Source organism: Dokdonia sp. 4H-3-7-5, assembly GCF_000212355.1.
Classification (GTDB): Bacteria; Bacteroidota; Bacteroidia; order Flavobacteriales; family Flavobacteriaceae; genus Dokdonia.
Map to the genome: position 1 here is coordinate 2,352,158 of NC_015496.1, position 18,792 is coordinate 2,370,949.

Consider the following 18,792-nt stretch of genomic DNA (forward strand, 5'->3'; position numbering starts at 1 on the left):
CACAAAAAAGCCTTCAGTATGTGTTACTGAAGGCTTTTTTTTGTTGCTTTCGCGAAAGCGAGATTACACAACTTATTATAAAACTTTTGAAGTAGCTTTAAAACACTTTCATCGAAATTCCGTTACTTTGAGTGTAATAATAAAATTTATGTCTACACCTGTTCTTGAACTCTCACACGCTGCTATATATCAGCGAGAAAATTTAATTTTATCTGAAGTTAATGTTACCATTGAACCAGGTGACTTTGTGTATCTCATAGGTAAAACGGGCTCTGGAAAAAGTAGTTTCATGAAAACGCTTTATGGTGATTTACCGCTCACAGAGGGAAAAGGGAATATTGTAGGGTTTGATCTCAATGGACTTAAGGAAAAGAATATCCCTTTTTTACGTCGTAAACTTGGTGTTGTTTTTCAAGATTTTAAATTATTAAATGACCGAACCGTTATCGAGAATTTAAAATTTGTTTTAAAAGCAACTGGATGGAAGGATAAGGCTGCTATGACAAGTAAAATAGATTCGGTTCTTGATAAAGTAGGCATGAAAAACAAGGGATTTAAATTTCCTTATCAGCTTTCTGGTGGAGAACAACAGCGTATTGCTATTGCACGCGCTTTACTCAATGATCCCGAGCTTATCCTTGCAGATGAACCTACTGGAAATCTTGACCCGCAAACCAGTGTTGAAGTCATGGAGGTGTTACAAGAGATTAATAAGAATGGGAACACTATACTAATGGCAACTCACGACTATGCGCTCTTATTAAAATATCCATCTAAAACACTGAAGTGTGATGGCAATAAGGTTTTTGAGGTTGTACAGAAAACAGTTTAAAATCTTTTCTGAGCATATATATTATCCAATTCATCAATAAATTGGTGTTTGATGGATAATGAAGTCTCCCTCATATAAATTAATGAGTGAGACTTCATATAGATTTTGGCTAGTAAAATGACTAAAACTTCTATTTAGCGTATATTGACATTACTTTAATGCTTTCTATACTTATCCCTACATATAATACTGACATCACAGATCTTGCCCAGTCTATCTGTGAGCAAGCACATCGTGTGAAAATTACTTTTGAAGTGATTTTCTGTGAAGATGCATCTTATCTATACATAGAAAAAAACGTACAACTTCTAGGAAACACTAACGTAAAACGGCTAATAAACGCTACCAATTTAGGTAGAACTGCCACCCGTTCTAAACTTGCTGATAACGCAACATATAGTTGGCTACTATTTCTAGATGCAGATGTTGCACTACCTTCAATAAATTTTATTGAAAATTATGTTTCGCATTTAAATTCATCCCATGATATTATTCATGGTGGTATATCATATGCTATAGATAATAACGATGATTTCACTCTTAGGAGTACATATGGAACACAAAGAGAAACACAACTAGCCAAAAAAAGATGTAAAACTCCTTATTTTATTATTTCTCAAAATATACTTGTAAAAAAGGAAGCGTTCTTAAAGCTCAATATTATTTCTTCAAACAAATATGGTCTGGATAACATATTCTCTTATCAAATCCTTAAACAAGGTTATGATGTCCAACACATAGATAATCCAGTAATACATCATGGTTTAGAAAAGAACGATGTGTTTTTAAAAAAGTCTTTACAAGCGATAGAGACTCTCATATATTATGAAGATAAAGGTATGATGGCCCATGACTTCACACGTTTACAAAAAAGCTATCTTACTCTTAAAAAGTATAAAGGAATACTTTTTTTTAGGGCTATTATAGGTAAGAGTTTGAAGTACGTTGAAAAAAAATTAATAATGAGCGAGAATCCATCTTTATTGCTTTTTGACCTGTACAGATTGCATCACTATTTAAATCTTAAAGAAAATGCCTAAATTTTCGGTAGTCGTACCACTATATAATAAAGAAAAAGCGATTGCTCAAACCATCGAAAGTATCATTAACCAGACGTTTACAGATTATGAAGTAATTATTGTAAATGATGGATCTACCGATAGTAGTATGGATGTTGTCGATAGATATAGTGAACATAAATTCGCTATATTTAGTAAAAAAAACGAAGGTGTTTCCACAGCTCGTAATTACGCAGTAAGTAAAGCACAAGGCACGTATATCGCATTTCTGGATGCAGATGATCTGTGGGAACCTGATCACCTTAAAGAGCTAGATAATCTTACATCCAAATTTCCAGATGCTGCATTGTATTGCGCTGCTTATCAAAAGCAGTATTCTCTATCGTTTACACGTACTATAAAAACTCCGTTGGGAGATAAACCCCAAGGGTGGCAAGGTTATGTAGATGATTATTTTCATGCGAGCCTTAAAGGTGCAGTAGCTTGGACCTCTGCTGTTGCTGTTACTAAGAAAATTTTTCATGAGCTTAATGGATTCGATACATCCATTACTTTTGGGGCAGGTGAAGATACAGATCTATGGATACGACTTGCGCTGGCATACAGAATAGCATACAGTAATAAAGTTACTGCTACTCACATTTTACATAGTGAAAACAGAATCTCAAATACAACGACTAAAAAACGTAGTTTTCTTGATTTAGATAAATACGAGCCTCAAGTAAATGAAAAGCCTAACCTAAAAAAATATCTAGATATAAATCGATACGCACTTTCCATACATTATAAAATAGCAGGAGACCAACTTAACTTCAAGAAGAATAGTAAAAAAATAAACCCCATTAATCTAACAACTAGACAGCAATTTCTTCTTAAAATGCCAAAAGCAATTGTTATAACTTTAAAAGAACTTCAACAATTTCTTATTCGACATGGTATTTACTTAAGTGCATATATGTAGTCGAAAAGTATCGTGTGAGCGTATATAATCTTCCTCATCATAAACATGCGATGCAAGCACCAGACAGACGGATCCTGAAGAAAAATTTTCAAGTTCTCGCCAAATATTCACATCAATCAATAAGCCTTCACTAGGATTATTAAGCATTACGCGTTCTTTAGTTGTACCATTATCGAGTATCACTTCAAAGCTACCGCTTACTGCAATGAGCAATTCTACACATTCTTTATGTGCATGACCGCCGCGATAGGCTCCACTAGGCACATCGTGTAAATAATAAACTCGCTTAATATCATGTGGAAACACACCATTTTCTATAACGGCAAGATTACCTCGTGGGTCTGTTATTCTTGGGATTTCTATAATTTTCTTCATAAGGAATTTATCAGTGCATTCCAGTCATTACTAATCCGTTCTTGTGACAAGTGTGCTACACTGTCTTTGGCATTTGATTTACAATGTGCTAAAAATTGTCCATCAAGAACTAGCGTACGCATAGCTACAGATAGTGCCTCTATCTCATAATTAGGAACTAATAATCCATTATGACCGTGTTGTACTATTTCACTAGGCCCAGACTCGCAGTCTACGCTTATCACTGGAGTTCCTAGTGACAATGACTCTACAAGCACCATTGGGAAACCTTCATAATGACTGGTAAGGAGTGTACACAAAGCTTTTTCTACAATAGATGATGGATTTTCTTGATAACCTATAAAGTAGACCTTGTCGGTCACTTTAAGTTTTTTGGCAAGATTGTATAATTTTTCCTTATCAATGCCTTCACCCATAATTACTAAGGGAAGTTTTAAGTTCGCTTTCGCGAAAGCTGAAATCATCAAACTAAAATTCTTAACATCATCCACCAGTCGGCCATAGCCTAATACATAATCATAAGGAAGCGCTAGAGTATCATTTATTTCTGAAAATCGCGGTATTGCATTATAGATATTGCTAATGTGTTTAAAACCATAGCGCTCTTTTATTTTCTTACATATACGTTTTGACACTCCAACAAAGTAGGCATCTTTATAGATATATTTCGTTATTGCAGCTGGTTTAGGGAAGTACATTTCTAAGTGACCACTTCTGACCATGCATAAAACATTTAAATTACGATACACATATTGTGTATACCAAATTTCTTTAAATAAGGAAGGTCGCGATCTATTATCTATAATTAAATGAAAGCCTTGAGATATTAGATATGATCTAAGTTGCCTTAAGTGATTCCATTGATCTAGCACATTATCATCATTTGATTTATAACTACCTAGATTAAAAAGTGTTCCAGCATATGGGACTTTAATGTCATCTCTTAACGTCACGATATGTACCGAGTGCCCTAGTCTGGATAACATAGTAGATAAAATCCCCAGCGATCGCTCTGCTCCACCACCTGCCAATGAGATGGTAACTAGCGCAATTTTTTTATGAGTATCTTTAGGCAACAGAAGAAATTTTGAATACCAAATATAGTCAATGCGCATCTTACTTGTAGGCGAATACAGCCGACTTCACAATTCGCTCAAAGAAGGACTTTTACAGTTAGGACACGAAGTAACGATTGTGGGTAGTGGCGATGGATTTAAAAACTATCCTGTAGATATTAGACTTGAAAGAGGCTATACTAGCGGATGGAGAAAAAAACTTAAGCTCATTATTCTCAAAATAACTAGCATTGATATTTCTGAGATCGCTCTACGAAAGTCATTCAATCTTTTAAAACCAAAACTTTCTGGTTATGATGTGGTACAACTTATCAATGAATCTAGTTTTGACACCACACCATCATTAGAACTAGAAATAGCTCAGTATTTAAAAAATCACAATAAGAAAATATTCCTCCTCTCTTGCGGTGCAGATTATCCAAGTATCACACATGCATTTACTGAGGAGCTTCCATACACTATAGTAACACCGTTTCAAGAAGAAAAGATAGATAAGAAATCTTTTGCCCCTGCTCTTAAGTATCTCGAGCTTGATTACAAGGAACTGCATAAAGAATTATATGAGCTTATAGATGGCGTGATTGCTACAGATCTTGATTATCACATACCGCTCAAAGATTATGATGCATATATAGGTTTGATTCCTAATCCCATAAACACAGATACCATTAAGAGCTTACCTCAGGAGAATACAAATCCTATTATCATCTTTCATGGCATAAATCGCGCAAACTATTTTAAGAAAGGAAATGATATTTTTGAAAATGCGCTTGCAATAATTAAAGAGAAATATGCTTCAAAAGTTACTATAATTACCACCGAAAGCTTACCCTATAAAACCTACATTAAAAAGTATAATAGCGCACATATTATTCTAGATCAAATTTACTCACATGATCAAGGCTATAATGCACTTGAAGCAATGGCAAAGGGTAAAATAGTATTTACTGGCGCCGGCAGTCACTTTAAGGAGCATTACAATCTTTTAGAAACTGTGGCCATAGATGCTACGCCAGATGTAGATCAAATAGTGCGCAGTCTAGAAAAACTCATTGAAAATCCAGAAACCATTGAGGAGATAAGAAGGAATGCTCGATTATTTATTGAAACTCATCATAATTATAAGAAAGTCGCACAAACTTACATTGACACTTGGAATAATTAATTCTTTAAGAAAAGCTAGAAAACGTTGTTCCCGCAGCTACATTTACTGTAACCTTACTTCCTGACGCTATCACGGCATTATCTCCTATAGTTACACCTTTCCAGATACTCACATTATTTCCTATAAAAACATTCTCACCTATAGTCACAGCTGCGCTAGACCCTGTATCTGATCTTCGGTATTCGGGATTAAGACTATGAAAATTACAATTATAAATACTACAATTTAAACCTATGGTTGTTCTGTCTCCTATAGTTATAGAAGACTCATTTGCAATCGCACAAAAGTTATTATTAATAGCAACGTCTTTCCCAAAGATAATCTCACTGCCCACTTTCCTTGCTTCTATATACGCATAGGTATTATAAAATAATGGCGAATTGATAACACCTATATGTACGCTTTCGCGAAAGCATACTTTTCCTTTACCATTAATTTGCGCAGGTTGATGAAGTACCGCATGGCCATCTATACTTTTATGTGATGAAAGTATTTTATACTTCCATATTCTAAAGGATTGTAATATGTTACTAAGTCTACTCACTTGCTGCAATTATTTTACCAAATAATGGTTTCCGAAAGATAAACAGTAATACCAATAAATGTATAAAATAACTAAAGCAATGTCCCATAGACGCTCCCTCATATCCAAATTTACGCACCAAGTAAATTCCAGAACAATAGATTACTCCTAGAGATATTATCTCTGTTATTAAAAATAACTTTAGATTGTTTGTTGCAATAATTTGATATCCTATCACGATGGAAGCTACCTTAAAAAAATCACCTAAGAGCTGCCATTTAAAAAGATGCGTCATGGGGATAAAATCTTCGGTAAAAACAAGTCCTATAATAAAATGACGTAGTAGAAATATTACCACAAGTCCAACTCCAAAGAGTGGAAGAACAGTTTTATAAAACCCAAATATCTCCTTTCTGAAGGATGCGTCTGTACTTGCCTTTGCGAGTTGAGGAAGTATATACAACGTCATTAGTGTGGCGACAAACTTCACATAATAACTAGATATTCTGGTCATTGCATCCCAGTAACCAGCACCATCACCTATCTCTTTACGTATGGCAATGTATACGAGCGGCAGCACAATCATAGAGAACAAAGCCATAAGTGTGTACGATCCTAGCTTTAGTAGCGCTGCTGTATCAAAGTTTGACCATAAAATACTTCTCAATACATCACCTTGCTTTCCTAATGCAATTAAGGTAATCACAAGTATCACTGCTGGACTTATAACTAGTGCAAATAGTGCACCTTGCACACCGTAGTATACAATACTTAACACCGCTATAGCAAGACCTAAAAGATTAGAAAATATTTGAATGTTAACCACCTTCTTATAAGCCGACTGCCCATTAATAACGGCTAGCAGAATACCGTTAAGTGTTATAAACGGCAAGGCTATAGCTAGCAATTTAAATACGTATATGTACTGTGTCCTTTCTCCAAAAACCTGTGTATTAAAATATGTTGCGCCTACATATAACACCGACGATACAATTAAAGTCGCAACGAGACTCACAATAACAACTGTAGATAATAATTTTGACAATAAATGACTCTTCTCATCACCGGTAGCTACATACTTGACAATACCGTTAGACAAACCTAGATTTCCTGCAGCTTGAGCCGAAGTAATAAAATTGCGCAGATAACCTAGCAATGCCATGCCACGCTCTCCTAGATAAATAGCAATAAGTTTTGAAGTTATAAGACCTCCTAAAATTTGAAGAATTACACTCACAGCATTTATCGAGCCTATCTTTAAAAGAGTATTATTACCTATACTAGCGCGTATTTTACTTAGCATCTAAAGTTGTTTAGCGCTGTTATAATTTCCTCAACATTTTCCTCTGATAATGCTGGTGATAGAGGAATACTAAGTACCTCATTATGCAATTGCTGACAAACGGGAAATGATTGCATATTGTACTCGCTAAGTGCCTCTTGTTTATGAGGAGGAACTGGATAATGAATATTAGTCCCTATCCCTTGATTTTGTAAGTGTGTCTGTAATTGATCTCGATAAACACTTCGTATCACAAACAAGTGCCACACATGATTTTCCTCTTTATCTAATTGAGGTAGTAAAATATGTTTATTATCAATCTTACTGAGATATTGGATCGCAATCTCACGACGTTTTTGATTTTGTATGTCTAATTCTCTTAATTTTATTCTCAAGAAGGCCGCTTGTAACTCGTCAAGTCTAGAATTAACTCCTGCATATTCGGCTACATAGCGTTCTTTAAAGCCGTAATTTCTATATTTTTTTACCACCTGAGCCAGCGATTCATTATCTGTGGTAATTGCTCCGGCATCTCCTAAGGCTCCTAGATTTTTAGTAGGGTAAAAACTGTGTGCACTCGCATCTGCTAGTGATCCGCTGCGATTTCCTTTAACATCCTTCGCTCCGTGTGATTGTGCGCAATCTGTAATTACAAATAGGTTATACGCTTTCGCGAAAGCGTTAATCCTTTCCATATCCGTAAGTTTCCCATACAAGTGTGTAGGTAACACTACTTTCGTTTTAAGAGTAATTTTATGTTCTAGATCTTCAAAATCGAAATTATATGTAAGTAACGAAGCTTCTACTAATACTGGAATCAAACCAGCTTGCTTAATAGCGATAATCGTAGCGATATACGTATTACTTGCAACTAAAACCTCGTCTCCTTCCTGAAGCTGTTCTAAGATTTTATAGCCTTCAAAAATGAGTCGTAAAGCATCGAGACCATTTGCTGTACCTACACAATGTGTTGTTCCACAATACTGAGCATATTCTGCTTCAAAGAGTTGCACCTCTTCTCCTAGTACAAACCAACCTTCCGCTAAAAAGGAATCGAACTTGTTTTTAAACTCCTGTTCAAAGGGAGCATTTATTTTCTTAAGATCTAAAAATGGAATCATACCAGTACGTTATTTAAATAGATATGATTTGCAGTGTTTATTTTAAAGTTTCGATGCACAAAAGTACGTGCGCCAAAACATTCCTTCCAATAAGTAAGTCCTTTATTGAGTTGTTTTCCTGCATTCTCATTTGATGTTCCAAAATCAAAATACCGCTTGTCTTTAAAGGTAATTTTTATAAGATGATTAAAGAGAAAGTCTAATGTACCTAAAGTTTGCTTTTTACTATTTGCCGAGATATACTGGACATGTGCTGTAGTACTTGTCTCAAATATTGTAGCACCACCAACAATTTGCCCATTATGGTAAACATTAAACTGTCTAATATTATTAGGGAACGCTTTCTTTAATAAGGTTATCTCTTCTATAGAGTGTGTAGGTTCCGCATTATGTTGCTCTTTAAGGTTAGGAATTAATATAACATCCCAGAAATCTTCAAGATTATCTTCTTCTTTAATAAGTAAATCGTGTTTTTGAGCTTTCTTTACACCTTCAAGCCTATTAGATTGAATCTGTATGTCATTTCTATAATCAATGACTGAGGCGCTATCCACTCTATAGCAAGCCCCTTGAACGAGTTGTAAAAGATAGTCTAGTCCTTCGCTAGGCAAACGATTGTAAAAACTAGGAATCTGCTTTAAGTAAAGCGTCTGGATATTTATGGACTCTAAATAAGTGAGTAGCTCTTTAAATAACTCTAGTACGTCCGCAATCTTGAGGGAGGCTAGCATTAATAATCCTCCATAAGTAAGTCCTTGATGACTATAGATTGTTTCTCCTTTAAGATTTGCCGGTAGCAGTGCGACTACTTTTTTGTTCTTATAAATCATCAGTGAGTTATCTATAAAACGATCAGAATGATACTCCATAAATGCCCTATTATGAAGAAATGTTGCGTTGCACGATAGCGCGACAAAATCGTTCCACTGGATGGTGTCCTTTTGTTGAAACTTATGGATGGTATAAGATGATTTCAAATACTGGGAGTTGCTCTATTAGTACTGTAAAATACAAACATAATTATATATAATCGTTGTTTTGATAGATGTTAGCCAGCGTATATAGATTTTCGAAATTTAAACGAGCTACCTCAAATACTAGACTTAAAAGCCACTACAAATAGTATCAATCACTATTGCCCATAAAAAAACCTACTCAGTACGAGTAGGTTTTTTCTATAGTATTTTTATTTCTAAGATTCTTAAGCTATTTTAAAACGCTTACGATCTACCTCTTTAAGGTAAACTTTACGTAATCTCAAGTGATTAGGAGTAACCTCTACATACTCATCTTTCTGAATATATTCTAGCGCCTCTTCTAATGAAAACTTGATAGCAGGAACAATCTTTGCCTTATCATCTGCACCAGATGAACGTACGTTAGATTGCTTCTTAGCTTTTGTGATGTTGATGTTCATGTCATCTTGACGAGAGTTCTCACCAATTACTTGACCTTCATAAATATCTTCACCTGGAGATACGAAGAATTTACCTCTATCCTGTAATTTATCGATAGAATAAGGAATTGCATTTCCATTTTCCATAGATACTAAAGATCCAGATATACGTCCAGGAATATCTCCTTTAAAAGGCTGGTATTCTTTAAAACGGTGAGCCATAATTGCTTCTCCTGCAGTTGCAGTAAGTAGTTGATTACGTAATCCTATAATACCACGTGATGGAATTAAGAATTCAATAATCATACGCTCTCCTTTTGCCTCCATAGAAAGCATTTCACCTTTACGCATTGTCACAAACTCAACAGCGCGACCAGATACATTTTCCGGAAGGTCAATAGTAAGCTCTTCTATAGGCTCACATTTTACTCCGTCTATTTCTTTTATAATTACTTGCGGCTGCCCGATTTGTAATTCATATCCTTCACGGCGCATTGTTTCAATTAGTACAGAGAGGTGCATTACTCCACGACCATACACTAAGAATTTATCTGCACTGTCTGTATCATTAACACGAAGTGCAAGGTTCTTTTCAAGCTCTTTTGTTAAGCGATCTTTAATGTGACGTGATGTTACAAACTTTCCATCTTTTCCAAAGAAAGGTGAATCGTTAATTGAGAAAAGCATACTCATTGTAGGCTCATCAATATCGATAGTTGCAAGACCTTCTGGGTTTTCAAAATCTGCAACAGTATCACCTATTTCAAATCCTTCTAATCCTACAATTGCACAAATATCACCAGCTTGAACGCTTGGTACTTTTAAACGACCTAAACCGTCAAAAGTGTGTAATTCTTTAATACGTGTTTTCTTAATAGTTCCATCACGCTTTACAAGAGATACTTGCATACCTTCTGTAAGTTCACCACGGTTAAGACGTCCTATTGCGATACGTCCTGTAAATGAAGAAAAGTCTAAAGATGTAATTAACATCTGTGTGTTACCTTCCTTTACTTCTGGTACTGGAATGTGCTCCATAACCATTTCTAACAATGGCTCGATAGAATCTGTTTCTTTCTCCCAGTCGTCACTCATCCAGTTATTCTTTGCACTACCATATACAGTAGGGAAGTCTAGCTGCCACTCTTCTGCACCTAATTCGAACATAAGGTCAAAAACCTTTTCATGTACAATATCTGGAGTACAGTTTTCTTTATCTACTTTATTAATCACCACACAAGGCTTAAGACCAAGGTCAATAGCTTTTTGTAGTACAAAACGTGTTTGCGGCATAGGCCCTTCAAATGCATCTACAAGAAGACATACACCGTCTGCCATATTCAATACACGCTCTACTTCACCACCAAAATCGGCGTGACCAGGAGTATCGATAATGTTAATTTTCGTTCCCTTGTACATTACAGAAACATTCTTAGAAGTAATTGTAATCCCGCGCTCACGCTCAAGATCGTTATTATCTAAAATAAGTTCTCCTTTAGATTCGTTTTCTCTAAAAAGCTCACAGTGATACATAATTTTGTCTACCAGGGTTGTCTTACCGTGGTCTACGTGGGCGATAATCGCGATATTCCTTACGTCCATAATGGGTTGTATTAATGCCGTGTTTTTGGCGGTGCAAAAGTAAGTATTTTTAATTAAAATATTTACTATTACTATATTATATGTGCTTTCTCCTTTTAAAATGAATCAAAAAGCACTCAAATTATTGAAATAAAACAGCTTAGTTAATATATCAGTCTACTATTCAGAGCGATTACGGCGTCATATTATATGGGCGTTACCCTACGGGTCAGGCTATCCGTTTTTACTCCTCCTCATTAAGAAAACCTCGCTATCAGCTCACATAAAAGTGAGATGGCTCGATGTTCTCAATTCGTGTGGGGTAACCACTACTATCCTTAACGCAACAATAGCTGTAAATAAAAATGCTTCTTCTATGTTATATAGAAGAAGCATTTAAAATAAATCCTAGTGTGTAAAAACACATGTAAGATATGTATATGTTTATTGCGCTAGCAATTAAAACATCTCACGTCCAGAAAAATGGAAAGCACCTTCAATAGCTGCATTCTCATCACTATCAGAACCGTGTACTGCATTTTCTCCCATAGAAGTTGCATATAAAGCACGGATAGTACCTTCTGCAGCATCTGCTGGGTTTGTTGCTCCAATAAGCGTACGGAAATCTGCTACTGCATTTTCTTTTTCAAGAACTGCTGCAACGATAGGTCCGCGTGTCATAAACTCTACAAGCTCTCCAAAAAATGGACGCTCGTTGTGTACTGCATAAAATGTCTCAGCGTCTGCCTTCGTCATTTGAGTAAGTTTCATTGCTACAATACGGAAACCGCTAGCAGTAATTTTTTCTAAGATTGCTCCGATGTGTCCGTTTTCAACGCCATCAGGCTTAATCATTGTAAAAGTTCTGTTTGTCATAATTCTTTAATTTCTGCAATGGCGGTATTATCTCCCTACCTTCACTTAGTTTTTAGATGCCCACGTGTTGGGCTTTTAAAATTTTCGCGAAAGCGTAAAAACTCTTTCTTGAAATCGCGTGCAAAAATACTGCTTTTTAATGTTACCACCATATTAAGTTTTCATCTCCTTGAAAAGCTAAATATTTAATCACAAGCAGAAATAGAGCACAGCAGAAATTGTATATTCGCAAACTATGAATATCTCTCAAATCTCAACAACAAAAGAGTTACTTAAAGACTCAAAAAGCATAGCTGTAATTCCTCATAAAAATCCTGATGGAGATGCTATGGGAAGTACACTTGCACTTGTAGCATATTTAAATAAAAAAGGTCATAAGGCAGTTGTAGTGGCGCCTAATGAGTATCCACATTTTTTAAAGTGGCTGCCAGGTCATGACGATGTACTTTTTTACACATCTAATACAACTAATGCAAGGGATGCAATAAAAACAGCGGACCTCGTATTTACGTTAGACTTTAATCATTTTTCTAGAGTAGGAGACTTAGAAGAGGTGCTTGATAATGTCAAGGCTCCATTTATCATGATAGACCACCACCAGCAACCAGCAGATTATGCTGCGGTTACTTATAGTGATACTGCCATGAGCAGTACTTGTGAGATGGTATATCATTTCATAAAAGCTTTAGGTGATGAGCAGCTAATTACTGCAGACATGGCTAGCTGTTTGTATACAGGCATCATGACAGACACTGGATCTTTTAGATTCTCATCTACCACCGCTACTACTCACGAGGTTATTGCTGCTCTTATTAAAAAAGGAGCAAATAACGACCAGATACACCAAAATATTTACGATACTAATAGCGAGTCTAGACTTCAACTCCTAGGTGTTGCTCTTAATAATCTTGTAGTCTTAAGGGAGTATAGAACTGCTTTTATTACTATGACGCAGAAAGAGCTAGATGACCATAATTTTCAAAAAGGGGATACAGAAGGTTTTGTAAATTATTGTCTTTCGCTAGAGGGCATTATATTTGCTGTGATATTTATAGAACATAAAGCAGATAGTATTATAAAAATGTCGCTTAGATCTAAAGGTGAGTTCTCTGTAAATGAATTTGCTAGAGCTCATTATAATGGTGGAGGACATACTAATGCCGCAGGTGGAAGAAGCGAGGTAGCACTTGCAGAAACTATTGCTAACTTTAAAGAGTTATTGCCTTCATATAAAGACCAATTATCATCATGAGAAATTTAATATTTCTGTTTTCTATATTCCTTATTGTTTCATGCTCTGAGACAGTTGCTCGCAGACCAGTTTCTCAAAAAACAGGATCTTACGTGAAGACAGAAACTATCTCTCGCAACAAAGAGCTTATTGCTCAAGATGAAGCAGCTATTAAGAAATTTATAGCTAGTGATACTTTAAACATCTATAACCCTTCACCTAATGGTTTTTGGTATTCTTATATTGCAAAAGATACACTAGGTAAGCAAGCTCCTCAAGTAGGTGATCTTGTTTTGTTTAATTACAACCTCGCAACAATCAACGGTAAGGAACTTGTTACGCAAGAAGAACTAGGAAATACGGTTACTCAAATAGATCAAAGTAATCCAGATATAATTACCGGAATAAGGGAAGGACTTAAATTAATGAAGGAAGGAGAAACAATGACATTTCTATTTCCTAGTTATAAAGCTTACGGCTATTACGGTTTTGAAGATAGAATACCTAGCAATACCCCAGTGCGTAGTACCGTTACTTTACTTGAAATAAAAGACCAATCAAACGAATAAATAAATCACAAACAATGAAGAAAACAAGTATGTTATTAGTTGCAGTAATTTTATCACTCTTTTCATGTAATGATAAATATCCAGATCTAGGAGATGGATTATATGCAGAAATCATCACAGATAAGGGAACCATGGTTGCAGAGCTTTTTTATAATGACGCCCCTGCAACGGTTGCAAATTTTGTTGCGCTAGCAGAAGGTACACACCCTCTAGCAGATAGCACATATGCTGGTAAGCCATTTTACAATGGATTAACCTTCCATAGAATCATAAAGGACTTTATGATTCAAGGTGGTGATCCTACAGGTACAGGTTCTGGTGATCCTGGATACAAGTTCTTTGACGAACTTACTCCTGAGCGTAGACATGATTCTGCAGGAGTTCTTTCTATGGCAAACTCTGGATATGCGACTAACGGAAGTCAGTTCTTTATTACACATAAAGCGACACCACATCTTGATGGTTATGACTCAAACGGAAATCTTAAAAACTGCGATAACCCTAGAGTAAGTTGTCATACAGTATGGGGTAAAGTAGTTACTGGACTAGAAGTTGTAGATGCTATTACAGAGGTAGAGCTTGAAGATCCACGTGCTGGAAAACCAAAAACTCCAGTAATTATCCAGCAAGTAAATATCATCAGAAAAGGAAGTGATGTAAAGAATTACAACGCTGGTGAGACCTTTACAAATGAACTAGCTGCCTTTGAAGAAAACAAAGCAAAAGAAGCTGCCGAAAAAGCAAAGCAATTTGCTGGTAAAAAAGCAGAACTTGATGCTAAGAGAGAAGGAATTGAAGAACTTCCTAGCGGATTAGGAATTTACTTTGATCAAAAAGGAAAAGGAATAAAGCCTAATACTGGTCAAAAAGTAAAAGTAGAATATGCTGGTTTCTTTACAACGGGAGAGTTATTTGATACAAGTAGCGAAGAAGTAGCTGCTGCAAATAATAAACTAGACGACCGTAAGAAAGCTGCTGGACAATACAAACTTCTTGAAACAGTATATAGCCCAGAAGCTAGACTTATTGCTGGATTTAAAGAAGGATTACAATTAATGTCTATAGGTGATAAAGCAACACTATTCATCCCTTACCACTTAGGATACGGAGCACAAGGTTACCCTGGTGCAATACCTCCTAAGGCAGATCTTGTATTTGAAATTGAACTTGTAGAGATTGTAAAGTAATACAAACATTACAACCTATTAAAAAAGCTATCCATCTACGATGGCTAGCTTTTTTTTATCTAATGATTTGAAGAAATAATCAGCTGTTAAGCAACTGGTATATCTTTCAATATTTCTATTACAAAATCCCAGTACTTTTGAGCACTAGAGATGCTTGCTCTTTCATCGGGAGAATGCGCTCCCTTAATAGTAGGCCCAAAGGAAATCATATCCATCTCAGGATAATTCTGACCTAAGATACCACATTCAAGTCCTGCGTGACAAGCCGCTACATGTGGATTCTCATTATTGATCTCTTTATATTTTGCTTCTAGCACCTTTAAGATAGGACTCGCCATATTAGGAGCCCATCCTGGATAATCACCAGAAAGTGCTACGTCAAAGTTTGCAAGTTCAAACGTAGCTGTAATAGCATTTGCGAGATCATCCTTTGTGCTATCTACTGATGAGCGTGTAAGACAACCTATTTTTATAGATCCATCTTTTACAATCACTCTAGCTATATTATTAGAAGTTTCCACTAGATTTTCTATCTCTGGGCTCATTCTATAGACCCCATTATGAACTGCACTTATTGCTTTAATAAGCTCTTGTTGAGCTTCCATGTTCATTACATTATCAGGGTGATCTGTTTTCTCTGCGGTAATACTAAGGTTTTCTTCTAGCGAATTGTACTCTACTTGAATACCACTTGCCACATCCTGAAAATCTGCTTCAAAAGCTGCCAGCTGATTCTCATCTACTGCAATGATAGCTACACTTTCTCTTGGGATTGCATTTCTCAAACTTCCACCATCAATGCTTGAAATACGTATATCAAAATTTTCTGATGCACTGCGCAATAAGCGGTTCATCATTTTATTTGCATTACCAAGTCCCTTGATGATATCCATTCCAGAGTGACCTCCATTAAGACCATTTACAGTAACTTTATAAGCTACAAGACCATCATCTATTCCTTCTTCTGGGTAATTGCGAGTAGCTGTGATATCTACACCACCTGCACAACCTACACCTATCTCGTCATCTTCTTCTGTATCTAGATTAAGTAAGATGTCACCTTTAAGAATTCCTCCTTTAAGACCCATCGCCCCAGTCATACCTGTTTCCTCATCTATAGTAAATAATGCTTCTATAGCTGGATGTTCTATGGTGGTACTTTCAAGTACAGCCATTATTGTCGCCACTCCAAGACCGTTATCTGCTCCTAGTGTAGTTCCTTTTGCACGTACCCAGTCACCATCTACATACATCTCGATACCCTGATTATCAAAATCAAAATCGGTGTCATTATTTTTCTGATGTACCATGTCAAGATGCGACTGCATCACAATCATTTTCTTGTTCTCATGACCAGCAGTAGCAGGTTTTCTTATGATCACATTACCTACTTCGTCTTCTATTGTTTCTAAACCTAATTTTTTACCAAAGTCTTTCATAAACGCAATGACGCGCTCCTCCTTTTTTGAAGGACGAGGCACAGCATTTAGATCTGCAAATTTATTCCAGAGTGCCTTTGGGGCTAGATTTCTTATTTCTTGATTATCCATTTTCTAAGTTTTACACAAAGATAATGGCTACATAGATGAAAGACTACGCTTGCTCTTTAAAAACAATAGAAAGAAGGATGTACAGAATGATGATGATAGGTATCCCTAAAAACTGGAAGAACACAAGCAGTAACACACTTGCAAGTAAAAAGAGGTAACGCACTTTGTTTTCCCCAAAAGACCAGTTTTTAAACTTTAAAGCAAATAATGGAAGCTCTGCATTGAGCATAAAACAACTTAATGCGGTAAGTACTATAAGGGAGTATGGATTTTCTAATAACGCTTTCGCGAAAGCGTACTCTTCAAACATCAATATAAGAGGTAAGCTTAGTATAAACAAGGTATTTGCAGGAGTTGGAAGTCCTATAAACGAGTTAGTCTGACGATCATCTACATTGAACTTTGCAAGTCTATATGCCGAAGCCATCGTTATTGCAAAACCTATATAACCCAAGTGAAAGTGCTGCTCTTCTAGTGCCGCACCCCAAGGAATACCGCTAGCATCTTCTAGCAGTTGATACATAACCACTCCTGGCACAACACCGCTAGTAACCATATCTGCAAGAGAATCTAATTGTAATCCTACCTCACTTGAAGCATTAAGAATTCGTGCAAAAAAGCCGTCAAAAAAATCAAAGAAAATCCCAAGAGCTACAAATATCGCAGCAAGCTCTAGACGATCATTTACAGCAAAAACTACCGCAACACAACCGCTTAACAGATTACCCATTGTAATTGCATTAGGAACGTAACTCTTTATAGACATTGTTTAATTTTTAGTAAAAGTATGGAAGAATTTTCGACTAATATAGGCTTGTGCAATATCTAGCTCGTTTTATTGTTTACAATGTGTACTAAAAGTGGGATATTTGTCCCATAAATCCTGCTATTGAAAAAATCACTTTCTATACTATTTCTACTCATTTCAGTTACTGCTGTGTCACAAACGGTACGTAAATATTCGAATGAATTTTTAAATATTGGTGTTGATGCTGCCGCTCTTGGTATGAGTAATGCCGTTGTTGCTGGTACGAGTGATGTAAATGCAGGCTATTGGAATCCTGCAGGTTTAGTCAATCTAGAAGATAATCAGATCTCATTAATGCACGCCTCCTATTTTGCAAATATTGCAAATTATGATTACATCGCTTTTGCAAAACCTCTTGATGATAGAAGCGCCATAGGTATTTCTGTAATACGTTTTGGAGTTGATGATATTTTAAATACTACCCAACTTATAGACGATCAAGGAAACATAGATTACAATCGTATCAGTCTATTTTCTACTGCAGATTATGCTTTTACTGTGTCTTATGCAAGAGCATTACCGCTAGATGGTTTGAATCTAGGTGTGAATGCAAAAGTGGTACGTCGTGTGATAGGTGATTTTGCAAACAGCTGGGGTTTTGGCCTTGATGTAGGGTTACAATGGAAAAAAGGAGATTGGGATTTTGGAGTTATGGCTCGAGACATCACCACTACAGTAAACGCGTGGAGTATTGATGAAGATGAGTTTGCTACCATAAGCGATGCCGTCGAAGGTCAAAATCAAGACTTACCAGAAAGTACAGAAATCACCATCCCTAAACTTCAAGTAGGATTCGGTCGCCAGTGGATTTTTCATTATGATTACTCCTTACGTGCAGAACTAGATATGAATTTTAGATTTGCGCAAACTAATGACATTATATCATCGTCTGCCGTAAGTGCAACACCTGCCTTGGGCCTAGAGTTTGGCTATGCAGAACTTGTTTATGTGAGAGCTGGCTTTGGTAATTTCCAAGAACTTACTGCTCTTGATAACTCTACGTCTATAGGTTTTCAGCCTAACATAGGTGTAGGATTCAAGTACAAGGGAATTCATGTAGATTATGCTCTTACAGATATAGGTGACCAGAGCGCCGCTATTTATTCTAACGTGTTTTCTGTAAAGTTAGATTGGGAGCTTTTTAGATAGCTTTTTCCTTTCCCTCAGGGCGTGCCCCTATCCTTCATTCATTTCATTCTTGAAGTTTAGTGACCGGGCTATACGTTCATACGCTTCGTGA

General features: G+C 36.2%; 18 protein-coding genes. 8 read left to right on the forward strand and 10 right to left on the reverse strand.

Annotated elements, in window-relative coordinates; all coding sequences use genetic code 11:
- The first annotated feature begins 148 nt into the window (after positions 1-148).
- The 3 genes from KRODI_RS10460 (at position 149) to KRODI_RS10470 (ending at position 2,812) form a co-directional block, all read left to right on the forward strand.
- Positions 149-832 carry a cell division ATP-binding protein FtsE gene (locus KRODI_RS10460; protein WP_013751580.1) on the forward strand — a complete coding sequence of 228 codons (684 nt, stop codon included), beginning with the start codon at positions 149-151 and terminating at the stop codon, positions 830-832.
- 158 nt (positions 833-990) lie between these two features.
- Positions 991-1,872, forward strand: a complete 882-nt coding sequence (locus tag KRODI_RS10465; protein WP_013751581.1) for a glycosyltransferase family 2 protein — start codon at positions 991-993, stop codon at positions 1,870-1,872.
- On the forward strand, positions 1,865-2,812 hold the full coding sequence (locus KRODI_RS10470) for a glycosyltransferase family 2 protein (RefSeq protein WP_013751582.1): 948 nt from the start codon (positions 1,865-1,867) through the stop codon (positions 2,810-2,812). The genes KRODI_RS10465 and KRODI_RS10470 overlap by 8 nt, the downstream gene beginning before the upstream one ends.
- On the opposite strand, the gene KRODI_RS10475 is transcribed toward KRODI_RS10470, so the two are convergent.
- Both KRODI_RS10475 and KRODI_RS10480 read right to left on the reverse strand, forming a co-directional pair.
- Positions 2,795-3,187 (reverse strand): sugar 3,4-ketoisomerase, encoded by a 393-nt coding sequence (locus KRODI_RS10475; RefSeq protein WP_013751583.1) that lies wholly within the window; start codon positions 3,185-3,187, stop codon positions 2,795-2,797. The genes KRODI_RS10470 and KRODI_RS10475 overlap by 18 nt on opposite strands.
- On the reverse strand, positions 3,184-4,263 hold the full coding sequence (locus tag KRODI_RS10480) for a glycosyltransferase (RefSeq protein WP_013751584.1): 1,080 nt from the start codon (positions 4,261-4,263) through the stop codon (positions 3,184-3,186). The genes KRODI_RS10475 and KRODI_RS10480 overlap by 4 nt, the downstream gene beginning before the upstream one ends.
- Before the next feature lie 31 nt (positions 4,264-4,294).
- Here KRODI_RS10480 and KRODI_RS10485 point away from each other — a divergent pair, with 31 nt between their 5' ends.
- Positions 4,295-5,428 carry a glycosyltransferase gene (locus KRODI_RS10485; RefSeq protein ID WP_013751585.1) on the forward strand — a complete coding sequence of 378 codons (1,134 nt, stop codon included), beginning with the start codon at positions 4,295-4,297 and terminating at the stop codon, positions 5,426-5,428.
- A 4-nt stretch (positions 5,429-5,432) separates the two neighbouring features.
- Here the strand turns inward: KRODI_RS10485 and KRODI_RS15760 are convergent, their stop codons facing one another.
- From KRODI_RS15760 to KRODI_RS10515, 6 genes are all read right to left on the reverse strand, one after another.
- Complete coding sequence (locus KRODI_RS15760; protein ID WP_013751586.1) at positions 5,433-5,972, reverse strand: DapH/DapD/GlmU-related protein; 540 nt, start codon at positions 5,970-5,972, stop codon at positions 5,433-5,435.
- Positions 5,965-7,254 (reverse strand): O-antigen translocase, encoded by a 1,290-nt coding sequence (locus KRODI_RS10495; RefSeq protein WP_013751587.1) that lies wholly within the window; start codon positions 7,252-7,254, stop codon positions 5,965-5,967. Before KRODI_RS10495 ends, KRODI_RS15760 begins: the two co-directional genes overlap by 8 nt.
- On the reverse strand, positions 7,248-8,354 hold the full coding sequence (locus KRODI_RS10500) for a DegT/DnrJ/EryC1/StrS family aminotransferase (protein ID WP_013751588.1): 1,107 nt from the start codon (positions 8,352-8,354) through the stop codon (positions 7,248-7,250). The genes KRODI_RS10495 and KRODI_RS10500 overlap by 7 nt, the downstream gene beginning before the upstream one ends.
- On the reverse strand, positions 8,351-9,331 hold the full coding sequence (locus KRODI_RS10505; protein ID WP_013751589.1) for a GNAT family N-acetyltransferase: 981 nt from the start codon (positions 9,329-9,331) through the stop codon (positions 8,351-8,353). The genes KRODI_RS10500 and KRODI_RS10505 overlap by 4 nt, the downstream gene beginning before the upstream one ends.
- A gap of 224 nt (positions 9,332-9,555) precedes the next feature.
- Positions 9,556-11,352 (reverse strand): translational GTPase TypA, encoded by a 1,797-nt coding sequence (typA, locus tag KRODI_RS10510; protein ID WP_013751590.1) that lies wholly within the window; start codon positions 11,350-11,352, stop codon positions 9,556-9,558.
- Between the two features lie 438 nt (positions 11,353-11,790).
- Positions 11,791-12,210 carry a nucleoside-diphosphate kinase gene (locus KRODI_RS10515; RefSeq protein WP_041295684.1) on the reverse strand — a complete coding sequence of 140 codons (420 nt, stop codon included), beginning with the start codon at positions 12,208-12,210 and terminating at the stop codon, positions 11,791-11,793.
- 232 nt (positions 12,211-12,442) lie between these two features.
- Between KRODI_RS10515 and KRODI_RS10520 the strand changes: the two genes are divergently transcribed.
- Genes KRODI_RS10520 through KRODI_RS10530 form a run of 3 tightly spaced genes read left to right on the forward strand, consistent with a single transcriptional unit; the run spans position 12,443 to position 15,194 of the window.
- Complete coding sequence (locus KRODI_RS10520) at positions 12,443-13,459, forward strand: DHH family phosphoesterase (protein ID WP_013751592.1); 1,017 nt, start codon at positions 12,443-12,445, stop codon at positions 13,457-13,459.
- Positions 13,456-14,007, forward strand: a complete 552-nt coding sequence (gene gldI, locus KRODI_RS10525) for a gliding motility-associated peptidyl-prolyl isomerase GldI (RefSeq protein WP_013751593.1) — start codon at positions 13,456-13,458, stop codon at positions 14,005-14,007. The genes KRODI_RS10520 and gldI overlap by 4 nt, the downstream gene beginning before the upstream one ends.
- Positions 14,008-14,021: 14 nt before the next feature.
- Positions 14,022-15,194 (forward strand): peptidylprolyl isomerase, encoded by a 1,173-nt coding sequence (locus tag KRODI_RS10530; RefSeq protein WP_013751594.1) that lies wholly within the window; start codon positions 14,022-14,024, stop codon positions 15,192-15,194.
- An 86-nt stretch (positions 15,195-15,280) separates the two neighbouring features.
- Here KRODI_RS10530 and KRODI_RS10535 read toward each other — a convergent pair whose 3' ends face one another.
- Together KRODI_RS10535 and KRODI_RS10540 are read right to left on the reverse strand one after the other, a co-directional pair.
- Positions 15,281-16,744 carry an aminoacyl-histidine dipeptidase gene (locus KRODI_RS10535; RefSeq protein ID WP_013751595.1) on the reverse strand — a complete coding sequence of 488 codons (1,464 nt, stop codon included), beginning with the start codon at positions 16,742-16,744 and terminating at the stop codon, positions 15,281-15,283.
- Between the two features lie 43 nt (positions 16,745-16,787).
- Complete coding sequence (locus tag KRODI_RS10540) at positions 16,788-17,510, reverse strand: CDP-alcohol phosphatidyltransferase family protein (RefSeq protein WP_013751596.1); 723 nt, start codon at positions 17,508-17,510, stop codon at positions 16,788-16,790.
- Between the two features lie 123 nt (positions 17,511-17,633).
- Between KRODI_RS10540 and KRODI_RS10545 the strand changes: the two genes are divergently transcribed.
- Entirely contained in the window at positions 17,634-18,701 is a 1,068-nt protein-coding gene (locus KRODI_RS10545) for a PorV/PorQ family protein (protein ID WP_013751597.1), read from the forward strand.
- The last annotated feature ends 91 nt before the right edge of the window (positions 18,702-18,792 follow it).

Bases quoted from the DNA above. Each gene is read 5' to 3' on its own strand.
- KRODI_RS10460 (WP_013751580.1), top strand. From the start codon at position 149: ATGTCTACACCTGTTCTTGAACTCTCACACGCTGCTATATATCAGCGA.
- KRODI_RS10465 (WP_013751581.1), top strand. From the start codon at position 991: ATGCTTTCTATACTTATCCCTACATATAATACTGACATCACAGATCTT.
- KRODI_RS10470 (WP_013751582.1), top strand. From the start codon at position 1,865: ATGCCTAAATTTTCGGTAGTCGTACCACTATATAATAAAGAAAAAGCG.
- KRODI_RS10475 (WP_013751583.1), bottom strand. From the start codon at position 3,187: ATGAAGAAAATTATAGAAATCCCAAGAATAACAGACCCACGAGGTAAT.
- KRODI_RS10485 (WP_013751585.1), top strand. From the start codon at position 4,295: ATGCGCATCTTACTTGTAGGCGAATACAGCCGACTTCACAATTCGCTC.
- KRODI_RS10495 (WP_013751587.1), bottom strand. From the start codon at position 7,254: ATGCTAAGTAAAATACGCGCTAGTATAGGTAATAATACTCTTTTAAAG.
- KRODI_RS10500 (WP_013751588.1), bottom strand. From the start codon at position 8,354: ATGATTCCATTTTTAGATCTTAAGAAAATAAATGCTCCCTTTGAACAG.
- typA (WP_013751590.1), bottom strand. From the start codon at position 11,352: ATGGACGTAAGGAATATCGCGATTATCGCCCACGTAGACCACGGTAAG.
- KRODI_RS10520 (WP_013751592.1), top strand. From the start codon at position 12,443: ATGAATATCTCTCAAATCTCAACAACAAAAGAGTTACTTAAAGACTCA.
- gldI (WP_013751593.1), top strand. From the start codon at position 13,456: ATGAGAAATTTAATATTTCTGTTTTCTATATTCCTTATTGTTTCATGC.
- KRODI_RS10530 (WP_013751594.1), top strand. From the start codon at position 14,022: ATGAAGAAAACAAGTATGTTATTAGTTGCAGTAATTTTATCACTCTTT.
- KRODI_RS10535 (WP_013751595.1), bottom strand. From the start codon at position 16,744: ATGGATAATCAAGAAATAAGAAATCTAGCCCCAAAGGCACTCTGGAAT.
- KRODI_RS10540 (WP_013751596.1), bottom strand. From the start codon at position 17,510: ATGTCTATAAAGAGTTACGTTCCTAATGCAATTACAATGGGTAATCTG.